The organism is Phaeobacter piscinae, from assembly GCF_002407245.1.
Classification (GTDB): domain Bacteria; phylum Pseudomonadota; class Alphaproteobacteria; order Rhodobacterales; family Rhodobacteraceae; genus Phaeobacter; species Phaeobacter piscinae.
This window is the reverse complement of record NZ_CP010681.1, coordinates 615,439-627,981: the sequence shown is the minus strand read 5'-3', so window position 1 is coordinate 627,981 and position 12,543 is coordinate 615,439. Positions and strand designations below refer to the sequence as shown.

The 12,543-nt window shown below is 62.5% G+C and carries 12 protein-coding genes; 7 read left to right on the top strand and 5 right to left on the bottom strand.

Going from position 1 to position 12,543, the window contains the following annotated elements; genetic code table 11:
- The first annotated feature begins 171 nt into the window (after positions 1-171).
- Positions 172-1,971 carry a serine protease gene (locus phaeop14_RS02850; protein ID WP_096788701.1) on the top strand — a complete coding sequence of 600 codons (1,800 nt, stop codon included), beginning with the start codon at positions 172-174 and terminating at the stop codon, positions 1,969-1,971.
- 109 nt (positions 1,972-2,080) lie between these two features.
- Here the strand turns inward: phaeop14_RS02850 and phaeop14_RS02845 are convergent, their stop codons facing one another.
- The 4 genes from phaeop14_RS02845 to phaeop14_RS02830 all read right to left on the bottom strand — a co-directional run bounded on the left by phaeop14_RS02845 (position 2,081) and on the right by phaeop14_RS02830 (position 4,776).
- Positions 2,081-2,722 (bottom strand): SDR family oxidoreductase, encoded by a 642-nt coding sequence (locus tag phaeop14_RS02845; RefSeq protein WP_024098218.1) that lies wholly within the window; start codon positions 2,720-2,722, stop codon positions 2,081-2,083.
- Positions 2,723-2,735: 13 nt separating this feature from the next.
- Positions 2,736-3,269, bottom strand: a complete 534-nt coding sequence (locus tag phaeop14_RS02840; RefSeq protein WP_096790209.1) for a DUF1178 family protein — start codon at positions 3,267-3,269, stop codon at positions 2,736-2,738.
- 122 nt (positions 3,270-3,391) lie between these two features.
- On the bottom strand, positions 3,392-4,183 hold the full coding sequence (locus phaeop14_RS02835) for an EcsC family protein (RefSeq protein ID WP_096788700.1): 792 nt from the start codon (positions 4,181-4,183) through the stop codon (positions 3,392-3,394).
- 83 nt (positions 4,184-4,266) lie between these two features.
- Entirely contained in the window at positions 4,267-4,776 is a 510-nt protein-coding gene (locus phaeop14_RS02830; protein ID WP_096788699.1) for a GNAT family N-acetyltransferase, read from the bottom strand.
- Between the two features lie 210 nt (positions 4,777-4,986).
- Between phaeop14_RS02830 and phaeop14_RS02825 the strand changes: the two genes are divergently transcribed.
- Together phaeop14_RS02825 and phaeop14_RS02820 are read left to right on the top strand one after the other, a co-directional pair.
- Positions 4,987-5,592 (top strand): flavin reductase family protein, encoded by a 606-nt coding sequence (locus tag phaeop14_RS02825; RefSeq protein ID WP_096788698.1) that lies wholly within the window; start codon positions 4,987-4,989, stop codon positions 5,590-5,592.
- Positions 5,593-5,601: 9 nt separating this feature from the next.
- A complete protein-coding gene (locus phaeop14_RS02820) occupies positions 5,602-6,243 on the top strand; it encodes a CatB-related O-acetyltransferase (RefSeq protein ID WP_096788697.1) in 642 nt (213 codons plus the stop codon).
- 108 nt (positions 6,244-6,351) lie between these two features.
- On the opposite strand, the gene phaeop14_RS02815 is transcribed toward phaeop14_RS02820, so the two are convergent.
- The gene (locus phaeop14_RS02815) at positions 6,352-7,992 is read right to left on the bottom strand and encodes a SulP family inorganic anion transporter (RefSeq protein WP_040181941.1); all 1,641 of its coding nucleotides are present in this window, start codon (positions 7,990-7,992) and stop codon (positions 6,352-6,354) included.
- Between the two features lie 271 nt (positions 7,993-8,263).
- Between phaeop14_RS02815 and phaeop14_RS02810 the strand changes: the two genes are divergently transcribed.
- From phaeop14_RS02810 to phaeop14_RS02795, 4 genes are all read left to right on the top strand, one after another.
- A complete protein-coding gene (locus tag phaeop14_RS02810) occupies positions 8,264-9,928 on the top strand; it encodes a hypothetical protein (protein WP_096788696.1) in 1,665 nt (554 codons plus the stop codon).
- Between the two features lie 199 nt (positions 9,929-10,127).
- The gene (locus phaeop14_RS02805; protein WP_416011540.1) at positions 10,128-10,988 is read left to right on the top strand and encodes an S-methyl-5'-thioadenosine phosphorylase; all 861 of its coding nucleotides are present in this window, start codon (positions 10,128-10,130) and stop codon (positions 10,986-10,988) included.
- 198 nt (positions 10,989-11,186) lie between these two features.
- Positions 11,187-11,726, top strand: coding sequence for an adenine phosphoribosyltransferase (locus phaeop14_RS02800; protein ID WP_040172078.1), 540 nt, complete (start codon positions 11,187-11,189; stop codon positions 11,724-11,726).
- A 262-nt stretch (positions 11,727-11,988) separates the two neighbouring features.
- Positions 11,989-12,465 carry a fasciclin domain-containing protein gene (locus phaeop14_RS02795; RefSeq protein ID WP_096788694.1) on the top strand — a complete coding sequence of 159 codons (477 nt, stop codon included), beginning with the start codon at positions 11,989-11,991 and terminating at the stop codon, positions 12,463-12,465.
- Positions 12,466-12,543: the final 78 nt, after the last annotated feature.

Here is a 12,543-nt window from a genome sequence, read left to right as displayed (position 1 = left end):
TTACTCCCGTCAGCGGCCAGTCAGACCATCGGCAAACGCCCGTCAGGCCAACGTCAAAGCCCGAATTTGGCATCAGCGCCCCGGTTTTCCCCCTGCGAAGAGGAGTTCCCTTCGCGCCGCGAAAGTGGTTATGTGCGCGCCAACGACCGATCACCCGATAGAGGCCTTTTGATGAAGACTTTGATTGCTACGCTGGCACTGTCCCTGATGGCGCTGGCATCCGCCTTTTCAGGCGTTGCCACCGCCCAGACCAGCCCCCAACAATCCGCACAGGACACCGTCTGGATCCAAATCGCCGCCCGCGCCTCGCTGCGCGAAGCCCAGGCCGAGGCGCAGGAGTTTGCCGCCCGCCTGCCCGATGTCTCCGGTTTCGCACTCGGCGGTGGCTGGTACGGTATCGTGCTTGGCCCTTATGCGCGCAACGATGCGGATCGGGTGTTGCAGGTCTACCGCGCCGAACGTCAGATCCCGCGCGACAGTTTCATCGCTTTTGGCCGCAACCTTGGCAATCAGTTCTACCCGACAGCCGCCAGCGCAAACACCGAAACGCAGCCCACCGTCGAAAGCCCGGTTCTGGAACCCATCGACCCCGCAGTGGTGACCGAGGCGCCGGCAGACCCGGCAGCCTCCGCCCAGACACTGCTGCCTGATGAAACCCCCGCCGAGGCCCGCCGCAGCGAATCCCGCCTCACCCGCGAAGAACGCAAAGATCTGCAGATCGCGCTGAAGGCGGCCGGGTTCTACACCTCCACCATCGACGGGGCCTTTGGTCGTGGCACCCGTGGGTCCATGTCGGACTGGCAGTCGGCGCGTGGCTATGCGCCCACCGGTGTGCTGACCACCGCCCAGCGTCAGGCCCTGATGGATGAATACAACGCGCCGCTGATCTCCGTCGGTATGGCCCCGCTTACGGATACAAAGGCCGGGATCGCGCTAAACATCCCCGCTGGTGAGGTCACCTTTGACCGTTATGAATCACCCTTCGCCCTGTTCAAGAGCAGCGGTGATCTCGGCGCGCAGGTCCTCCTGATCAGCCAGCCCGGCGACAAACGCACGCTCTATGGTCTTTATGACATCATGCAGACGCTGAAGATCGTGCCGCTGGACGGCCCGCGCCAGCGCAGCGGCAACAGCTTCACCCTTGAAGGGCGTGGCAATGGTATCGTCTCCTACACCGAGGCCCGGCTCGCCAACGGCGAGATCAAAGGCTTCACGCTGGTCTGGCCGATGGGCGATGATGATCGCCGCGCCCGTGTCCTGGCCGAGATGCAAAACAGCTTCGAACGTATTGATGGCGTACTTGACCCCGCCGCCGGGGCCGATGCACCGCAGAATGTCGATCTGGTCTCCGGTCTCGACGTGCGCAAACCGCGCCTGTCGCGCTCGGGCTTCTATGTCGATGCCAAGGGCAGCGTTGTGACCACCTCTGATGTGGTTGCGGGCTGCGCCCGGGTTACGCTGGATCACGAATATCAGGCCGAGGTTGTCTTCAACGACAGTGCCGCGGGGATTGCCGTGTTGCGCCCGGTTGAGCCGCTCGCTCCGATGGCCGTTGCCGCTCTCGCCAGCGCCTCCGCGCGCCTCCAGTCCGATATCGCCGTGTCCGGTTTCTCCTATGAGGGCGTTCTGGGCGCTCCCAGCCTCAGCTGGGGCAGCCTGCAGGATGTGAAAGACCTCAGCGGCAACACAGGTGTCGCGCGTCTGCAACTAACCAGCCAGCCAGGCGATGCAGGCGGTCCGGTGCTGACCACTGATGGCGCCGTCCAAGGCATGTTGCTGAGCCAGAGCAAAGGCGCCACGCAGCTGCCCGACGGCGTCAGCTTCGCCGCCAACGCCGATAGTCTGCGCAGCGCGCTGAGCAGCGCCGGGGTGACCGTCACAGACGCCAGCGCCGGGGCCGCGGCCCTGCCCGTTGGCGCCCTCACCCGTCAGGCCAGCGGTATGACCGTATTGGTCAGCTGCTGGGAGTGATCAGCCGCTGCTATGGCACTCCAAAAAATCAACAAAGGCCGGAGCACATCTGCTCCGGCCTTTTTTCATATATCCAGATAGGCCTGCGCAACGGCGTGTGCGGCGCGGATCAATAGGCGTGGATACGCCCGTCCCAGGTGTGAAAACAGCCGGTGGTTTCCGTGCTCAGCACATCAAATTCATGCATCAGCCCAGCCACGGATTCCTGCACCGAGATATCGCCCTCATCGCCGCCCATATCGGTGCGCACCCAGCCGGGATGATAAATCCCGACGGCAATTCCTTCGGGCAGCAGATCAGTGGCCAGATTGCGCCCGATGTTCAGCGCCGCCGCCTTTGAGGCGCGATAGGCATAGCTGCCGCCGGGCGCGCGGGCGTGGCTCGCCATCTGCGAGGAAATGATCGCGATCTTCGGATCCGCCGCCAACCGCAGGTTCGGTAACAGCGCCTGCACCGTCAGGAAGACACCGGTGACATTGGCCGCCAGCGTCTTGCCCCAAACCTCAGCCGAGTAATCCTCCAGCGCCATCGATTTATCGAGGTAGACCCCGGCATTGCAGACCAGAAGATCCACCGGACGCCCCTTCAGCTGCGCGGCAAACCGCGCCTGCTGACCGGGATCAGTCACATCCAGTCGCACACCAGAGGAATGATCGCGCGAGGTGCCGGTCACCTCGTGCCCCTCCTCCCGCAGCTTGGCCACCAATTCACGGCCAATGCCCCGGCTGGTTCCTGTCACGACGACATGCATAAACGGTCTTCCTTCAATTGGTTTTTCTATTGGGCAGGAAAGGCAGCGGCAGCACCGGCACGCCCTCCTCGATCAGCGCCTTTGCCTCTTCCGGCTTGGCCTCACCGTGGATCGCCCGCTCTGGTGTGTCGCCCAAATGCATGGCGCGCGCCTCACTGGCAAAATCCTTACCGACGTAATCTGAATTTGTCTCGACCTTGCGCCGCAGCTCGGCCACCGCCGCCTCCAACTCTCCCGACGGGGTGCTCAGCGCGCCTGCTCCAGGTGCCACCGCCGCCGGTGGGCGTGACGGCGCCGCGGTGGCTGGCGCAGCTGGCGACGTCTTGGCGGGCGTAGCCGCATTGCTCGGCTCGGCCTCCCCGACCGGGGACACGGCCTTGCGGCCGGGGCGCACCCGCGGCGCCATGATCGCCTTTTCAACCTGACTGGAGCCGCAATGCGCGCAGGACACCATCCCTGCCGCTGCCAACTTGTCAAAAGCGGCAGCCGACTGGAACCAGCTGTCAAAACGATGCCCTTCGGCGCATTTCAGAGCGTATTGTATCATCACCATCACTCTTATCAGGAGGGGATGATTAAATCTTCAATCCCCCGAAGTGCAAGGGCAGAAGCGCCCGCGCCACAGTTCACGTCACATCGGTGCCGCAGGTTCGGGCCGCGATGGACGATCTAACGCGGCGCCAACAGCCGGTCCTGCAACCGCGCAACCAGAACCTCATGCGGCTGATCCGCCGCAACAGCAAGCCGGCGCAACCCGAAATGCACCCGCGCCATTTCCTGATAGTAGCCCGCGTAGACAAAATTGGTCGTGGCCCCGGCAACAGCCCCCAACACCGGCACGGTCTGTGCCGCCAGCTTCTGGCCCAGCACCACACTGAGCCGGGGCGCCACCTGGGCAATCAGCTTTTGCACCGCGCCGCCGGTCAGCCCCAGCCGCAGCGACAGAAACCCCAGATCAGCGCCGTCATCCGCCGCCAGCGGCCCCGCTGAGGCAAACACCCGGATACAGTCAAAGCGCACGCCATCTGCCTCGGGATCAAAACCTTCTTCGGCGGCCACCCCCTGTATGCTGCGCAACAGGAACGCCGTTGTCGCAGGCAGCTCCACCAGCGCGCCCGGCAGACCGCCCATCCCCCCCGCAGCGCCCATCGCAGCACTCACCGCGCGATTGACACCGGAGGGCTGGTCCGGCAGCACCCGCCGAGACCCGCTGGCCCCCTGCATCGCCAATTGCAGCGCTTGCTCGGTGGCGCCATCCAACCGGCTCCGCACCGGGGCGGGCAGTTTGTCCAAAAGCCCGTCAACAGAGCCGCCCAGAAGGTTCAGGATCTGGATCCCAAGCCCACCGGCCGCGCGATAACGCTCCGCCAACGCCGTCAGCTCCGCCTCCACGGCGGCAGCGTCCAGCGGCTTGGTCAGGTCTGTATTTAGGGCCGTATCAGGGGTCAGGATCTCACTCATAGCGCACCTCTTGTTGCAGAAAATGTTTGTATTCCCGCCCCGTATTTCAAGATAGCAGCCGTTCGCCGCCGCCACCAAACACCTCAGCCCGGCGTCTGCGGCCCGCTCCAGCGCAGCACCTGACCGTGCACATTCGCCCAGCTTTCAGGCACCAGTTCCAGCCCCAGCACCCGGTCCGGGTTTGTCGGCGGCGGCATGTCGACCCCGCACAATGGGGTGAAGCCGAAGCGGACATAATACGGCGCGTCCCCGACCAGCAAGACCCGGCTCCAGCCACGCTCTGCCGCCTTGGCAAGGCTGTCGCGGATCAACGCACCGCCCAGCCCCTCCCCCTGATGGGTCGGGTGAACGGCCACCGGCCCCAGCAGCAGCGCAGGCCATGCCGCATCGCCGATCCGCACTGGCCAGAACCGGATCGCCCCGGCCAGAATGCCGCCCTCGTCCCGCGCCACCTGGCTCAACCCGTTGACCGGCGGCACGGCTTCGCGCAGGCGATAAGACGACAGCGCCTCGCGCCCCGGCGCAAAGCACAGATCATAAAGCGCCTCGACCTCCCACCGGTCCTCGGGCTGCTCTGCCTTCAATTCAATCACGCCGCCCTGCCTCCACGCCCGTCGCCGTCCCTGCCGACACGGATCGTGACTGTCGCACCTGCGGGCTTTGTCCCACAGCGCGCGGCAATCTCTCCCGGCAGGCTGGTCATCGGCCTAACACGGGCGTAAGCCTTGGGCAAACCCCGGCGACCGGATCCGCGAGCAAAACCAGCGCGCTACCGCCTTCGCCCAGTCATTGGAGACCCGCAGATGTTCTACCGCCCAGAAGATGGCCACGGCCTGCCGCACAACCCTTTCAACGCCATTGTAACCCCACGCCCCATCGGCTGGATCTCGTCACGCGGAGCGGACGGCGGCAACAATCTCGCGCCCTATTCCTTTTTCAACGCGGTCGCCTATGAACCGCCGCAGGTGATGTTCGCCTCCACCTCCGCCAAGGCAGATCGCGACGGCACCAAGGACAGCGTCGCCAATATCGAGGAGACCGGCGTGTTCTGCGTCAATGTGGTGTCTTATGCGCTGCGGGATGCGATGAACGCCAGTTCCGCACCGCTGCCAAAGGACATCAATGAGTTCGAACATGCAGGGCTTAAGATGGCCGATTGCGAGACCATCAGCTGTGGCCGCGTCGCCGCCGCCCCCGCCGCGCTGGAATGCAAACTGACGCAGATCGTGACCCTGCCCGGCGCTGCCAACAAGGTGGTCTTCGGCGAGGTGGTCGGCGTCCATCTGGATGACAGCTGTCTGAACGACGGCACCTTTGATGTCACCCGGTTCCAGCCGCTGGCACGCCTTGGCTATCGCGACTACTCTGTTGTCCGAGATCTCTTTTCCCTCACCCGCCCCGACCAATGAGGCCCTGCAATGCCCCTTCCCGACCCAAGGCGCCGCAATCCCATCACTCTGCCCGACGGTACCGCGCACGCAGGCACCGTGATGCTGGCCGAGGCGATTGACCACCCGAATTTCACCATCGGTGCCTATAGCTATGCCTCCGCCTTTGAGCCGCCATCGGACTGGGCCAGCCGCTTGGCTCCCTATCTTTTTGCCGGATCCCGCGAACGGGTGGTGATTGGCAAGTTCTGCCAGATCGCAGACAGCGTGCGCTTCATCACCGCCTCCGCCAATCACGCGCAGGATGGCCTCAGCTGCTATCCCTTTCCGGTGTTTGACCAGACCCAGATGGCGGGGTTTCAACCCGATACCCGCGACACTATCGTGGGCAATGACGTCTGGATCGGCTATGGCGCGATGATCCTGCCCGGTGCAAAAATCGGCGATGGGGCGATCATTGGCGCAGGCGCGGTGGTGCGCGGCTCCATCCCGCCCTATGCCATCGCCACCGGAAATCCCGCCGCCACCGTGAGGCACCGGTTTTCCAAGCCGCAGATTGCTCGGCTTCTGGCTTTGAAGTGGTGGGATTGGCCAGCCGATCTGATCAGCCGCGCAGAACCGGCCCTGCTGGCCGGGGATCTCGACATGCTGGAGGCTCTGGCCCCGGATTGAACCGGGGCCGATCGCGGATCAGCCACCCAGCCGGAACACCCCCCGAAAACGACAAAACCCGCGCCCCCCTTGGGGCCGCGGGTTTTGTTTTTGCCAATCCGGCGCGCGTCAGTGGCCGCCTAGGATCCCGGTCTTGACCGAGTAATCGACCGCAACCTGATAGTCCGGGTCGTCATCGCTATCGACCATCAGATGGCCCGCCCTGGTCAACAACTGATGACAGTCGCGGCTCAGGTGGCGCAGCACCACAGCCTTGCCCTCGGCCTCATACTTACCCGCCAGCGTCTCGATCGCCTGCAAGGCGGATTGGTCCACCACACGGCTGCGGGCAAAATCCACGATCACGTGATCCGGGTCATTCGCCACGTCAAACAGCTCAATGAACCCATCGGTGGAGCCAAAGAACAGCGGCCCTTCGATCTCGTAAACCTTGGCGCCCTTGTCGCTTTCGGACTCGCGGGTATAGGCGTGGATGCGGCGCGCATTGTTCCAGGCATAGGCCAGCGCCGAGACGATCACACCGACAACCACCGCAATCGCAAGGTCGGTCATCACCGTCACCACGGTCACCAGCACGATGACAAAGGCATCCATCAAGGGCACTTTGGTCATCACTTTGAAGCTGTTCCAGGCAAAGGTGCCGATCACCACCATGAACATCACGCCCACCAGTGCGGCCAGCGGGATCTGTTCAATCAGCGGTGAGGCCACAACGATGAACGCCAGCAGGAACAGCGCCGCGGCAATGCCCGCAATCCGCGTCCGGCCACCGGATTTCACATTGATCATCGACTGGCCGATCATCGCACAGCCGCCCATGCCGCCAAAGAAGCCTGTGACCACATTGGACGCGCCCTGCGCAATGCACTCTTGACTTGCCCCGCCGCGCTTGCCGGTGATCTCGCCCACCAGGTTCAGCGTCAGCAGGCTTTCGATCAGACCAATCGCCGCCAGAATGACCGCATAGGGCAGGATGATCCACAGCGTCTCCAGCGTGAAGGGCGCAAGGGCGGTGCCATAAAGCCCCTCACCCGTGCCAAACGGATTGTGGAAAGACGGGAAACCACCTTTGATGGACGCCATGTCGCCAACGGTCGGCACATTGATCCCAAAAGCAATCACCAGCGCCGCCACAATGCCAATCCCCGCCAGCGGTGCCGGGATGATTGCGGTGATCTTGGGCGTGCCCCAGATGATCAGCATGGTCAGCCCCACCAGCCCCAGCATCATCATCAGCTGCGGACCCGCCAGCCAGGCCTCAGTGTTGCTCGGATCCTTGAACTGCGTCAGCTGCGCCAGGAAGATCACAATCGCCAGACCGTTCACAAAGCCCAGCATCACCGGATGCGGCACCAGCCGGATGAACTTGCCCCAATGCATTACACCGGCGATGATCTGCAGGATCCCCATCAGCACCACGGTGGCAAAGAGGTATTCAACCCCGTGCTGCGCGACCAGCGCCACCATCACCACCGCCAAGGCGCCCGTCGCGCCGGAGATCATGCCCGGTCGGCCGCCGAACACAGCCGTGATCAACCCCACCATAAAGGCCGCATAGAGCCCCACCAGCGGATGCACCCCGGCGACAAAGGCAAAGGCCACCGCCTCGGGCACCAGCGCCAGCGCCACGGTCAGGCCGGACAGCAGCTCCGTGCGCACGCGGGAGACGGTAAAGCCCTCATCCTGCATGATGGAAAGATTGGGCGGTGAAATCTGCTTGGCGAGTGTCGCCATAATGCCGCGTGTCATGGGGTCACCTGTGATCGGGAAAGGGTCATGTTAGCGCCGCCCCTAGCGGAATTCCGCCATTGGGGCAAGGGCACGGCCCTTTGCGCCGCTTTCCATGAGGCCCAACCGCTGATTGGGTCACCCCTCCTGCCCAATTGTTTCGCACGCGAAACATTGCGGCAGCGCTGCTGACATTAAACTTAAGCGGTTGGTAACACTTAGCCACTCGCCCCGCCTTGATTTGCCGGTGTTTTCACGAAACTGTCGCGTCATTGCACCCAAAGGATTTGACATGCAGCGATTTCAGAGCTGGGAAGAGATTGAAAAGACCATCGAAGGTGGACCGACAGAGGCGGAGAGGAGGCTGAAGGCAGCAGTGGAGACCGGTAAACCCTGTCAATGTGGTCCGGAGGGTCAAACCCCGCCTGAACCGGAAGATTGGTCATCGCTGCCCACTGATCGCCACATCCGCGCCGATGTGCTGCGTTTTTTTCTGCTCGGCGGGGGTCAAGACAGCCCGGCTACGGAATCTGGTGTTGGACTGGCAGGCGCGCTTATCAATGGAGATTTAAACCTGACGGACTGCGAAATCACCGGCAACATGTTGCTGCACAATTGCCGGTTCAAGAATGGCATCTATGCCGCCCGCTGCACCGCATTGAAAAACGTCTCGCTGGACTCCTGCAAACTGCCGTTTCTTGCAGCCCACGGCCTCAAAACCGGCGGCCAGCTCGACTTCGAGGGTGCCGAGTTCCAGAACAAGGACGAGATCGCACTAAACCTCCAAAACGCTGATATTGGCCAGAGCCTGTTTCTCTCGTCTGCGAAAATCTTCGGCGCAGCGGATCTGAAAAGCCTCAAAACCAGCGGCCAGCTGTCCTGCATCGGCACAGAGTTCCAGAACGAGGGCGGAAAAGCACTAAACCTCCAAAACGCGGATATTGGCCAGAGCCTGTTTCTCTCCTCTGCAAAAATCTTCGGCGAAGCGGATCTGAATGGCCTCAATACCGGTGGCCAGCTGTCCTGCATCGGCGCCGAGTTCCAGAACAAGGACGGAAGGGCGCTGAACCTCCAAAACGCCAATATTGCAAAAGACTTTTTCTTTCGTGACCAGATCGCTGTCCAAGGCGTCGTAGATCTCAACGCAGCAAGATGCGGCGACCTTGTTGATGATCCCGACTGCTGGCCAGACGATGCGCAAAACGGTGAAAACCTCATCCTAGACGGCTTCACCTATCACCGCATCTTCGGCCCCACCGATGCCCGTACCCGGCTCAACTGGCTCGCGCAAGGGGACCGCTGGAACGGTGAATTCTTCCCCCAACCCTACAAACAGCTCGCCAAGGTTCTGCACGATATGGGGCATGAGGCGGATGCAACCAAGGTCCGCGTCGCACTCGGAAAAAAGCTGCGACACCACGCCTGCGAAGAGCGCATTGCAAACGCCAAACACCCCATTCAACGCCTGTGGGCCAAAGCAACAACGCCCGCCCTTTGGATCTGGCACAGCCTCTCCCTGCTCCTGACGGGCCATGGTTTTCGCCCAGAACGCAGCCTGATCGCCTTGGTGCTCCTGTGGGGCCTCGCCACCATACCCGCCCACCTCGCCTGGGAGGAAGGCAGCTTTGCCCCCAATTCGGCAGTTGCGCTACAATCAGAGAGCTGGGCGACATACAGCGCAGATCATAGCTATCCGCCTCATCCCAACCCAGCCAAAGACTGGAGCCTGACCTCCACCATTGGCCGCGACTGGGAAAGCTTCAATCGCTATGCCTATGCGGCAGATCTTGTCGTCCCCATCATCGACCTAGGCCAGACCGACGCCTGGGCACCTTCGACCGAACGGGGCTGGTGGGGCTGGCATCTCTGGTGGGCGCGCTGGGTGTTCACGCTCGCAGGCTGGATCGTCACCGCTCTTGGCGCGGCGGCTTTGACGGGGGTCATCCGGCGCGAATAATCGCCCGCCCGTCATCTTTCCCCAAATACTCTCGCCGAAGGTCTTGATGCCGCCCAATGGGCGGTATCAATCACATCATCGCGGTGCCGCCCAAGGGGCGGGATCAATCAATTTCCCCCCGGACGCTTGTCAAACCAGCCCCGCCTCAGGCACAACCAAGTGAGCAGCACAAGGGACAGATCACGTGACACAGGATACAATGATTGCGGTTATCGGCGGCTCGGGCCTCTATGACATCGACGGTCTCAATAGCGCCGAGTGGGTCACGGTGGAAACCCCCTGGGGGGCGCCCTCGGATCAGATCCTGACCGGGACCTTGGACGGCGTAAAAATGGCGTTTCTGCCCCGTCACGGGCGCGGCCATGTGCATTCCCCGACCGAAGTCCCCTATCGCGCCAATATCGACGCGCTGAAGCGGCTTGGGGTGACGGATGTGTTCTCTATCTCCGCCTGCGGCTCCTTCCGCGAGGAGATGGCGCCGGGGGATTTCGTCATCGTTGATCAGTTCATCGACCGGACCTTCGCGCGCGAGAAGAGCTTCTTTGGCACCGGCTGTGTCGCCCATGTCAGCGTGGCACATCCAACGTGCGAACGGCTCTCGGACGCGGCGGAGGCAGCGGGCAACGATGCTGGCATCAAGATCCATCGCGGCGGCACCTATCTCTGTATGGAGGGGCCGCAGTTCTCCTCCATGGCGGAAAGCATGATGTATCGCAGCTGGGGCTGTGACGTGATCGGTATGACCAACATGCCCGAGGCAAAACTCGCCCGCGAGGCGGAACTCTGCTATGCCTCCATCGCCATGGTAACGGATTTCGACAGCTGGCACCCTGAACATGGTGCGGTGGAAATCACCGACATTATCGCCACCCTCACCGGCAACTCCGCCAAGGGCCGCGCGCTGGTGCAGCGCCTGCCTGCGCTCTTGGGCCAGACCCGCGCCGCCTGCCCGCATGGCTGCGATACCGCGCTGGAATACGCCATCATGACCGCGCCGGAGAAACGCGACCCCGCCCTGCTTGCAAAGCTGGATGCCGTTGCAGGCCGCGTTCTGGGCTAAAACCCGGTCCCTGCCCTGACCCTGATTGGTTCTGAAAGGTCACAGCCGCAAAAGACAACGGACACGGGCGGAGCCTGCCCTTGTCTGCACCGCGCCCATCAGCGAAATATCTTTGGCCGCGCCGCTGCCTATGGGCTGCCGTGGCAAAGACACCGCCCAAAAGGCGATCCATAGAGACGACCAAAAAGGGGACACCCCATGGCCCGCAAAACCGCAGTCAAAGACTACATCCGTACCATCGTCGATTTCCCTCACGAGGGCATCATGTTCCGCGATGTCACCACGCTCTTTGCCGACCCGCGCGGGTTTCGCATGGCCATTGACCAGATGCTGCACCCCTATGCGGGCGAGCAGATCGACAAGGTTGTGGGGCTAGAGGCGCGCGGCTTCATCCTCGGCGGCGCCATTGCGCATCAGCTGAGCGTTGGCTTCGTGCCGATCCGCAAGAAGGGCAAACTGCCCGGCACCACCATCAGCCAGGAATACAAACTGGAGTATGGCGAGGCGATCATGGAAGTGCATGACGACGCCATCCAGCCCGGCGAGAAGATCCTGGTCGTGGACGACCTACTCGCCACCGGCGGCACGGCGGCGGCAGGCATCAAATTGATTGAGCGTCTGGGCGGCGAAATCGTCTCCTGCGCCTTTGTCATTGATCTGCCGGAACTCGGCGGGCGCAAGGTGCTTGAAGATCTTGGCATGGATGTCACCGTGCTCTGCGAATTCGAGGGCGCCTGATACCGCGCCCGCCCGCAGCAAACTGGCTATGATCCGTCCCTGACCACATTGGAAACAGGGGTGGATCACCTGAAAATTGCAGGCAAACCTATCTTCTCAATCACATAAATGTGAGTGGAAATCATAAGGGCGCGTGGCTTAGGCGGCGCGCCTTTTTTGTCAACTTGCGCCCGGCGAAAACCCGCCAGATCCAAACCGCAATCCTCCCCGTAACACCGTCAATGCCAGCTTGGGCATGCAACCAAAACAGAGGAATGTACTCATGATCCGCAAGACACTTCTGACCGCCGCCGCAACCATGGCGCTCGCCACCTCCGCTTTCGCCGGTGGCCATGCCAAGGACATTGTCGACACTGCCGCGGGTGCTGGGGATTTCTCAACACTGGTTGCTGCGGTGCAGGCCGCTGGTCTGGTTGACACGCTGAAGGGCGACGGGCCTTTCACCGTCTTTGCCCCGACCGATGCCGCCTTTGCCGCCCTGCCCGCAGGCACTGTAGAGGAGCTGCTGAAGCCGGAAAACAAGGACAAGCTGGTCGAGATCCTGACCTATCACGTGGTCCCCGGCAAGGTGATGTCCGGTGATCTGGTTGATGACATGAAGGCCGCAACCGTCCAGGGCAGCGAAGTCACCATTGATCTGGACAGCGGCGTGATGGTGGATGAGGCAACGGTCACAACAGCAGATATCGAGGCTGAAAACGGCGTGATCCACGTCATCGACACCGTGATCATGCCCTAAAATTCAGGCGGGATGGCCAGCGAAGCGGTTCGCGCGGCCCCCATCCCTGAGTGGCGCGCCTGCTCCTGCGGTCTTTTT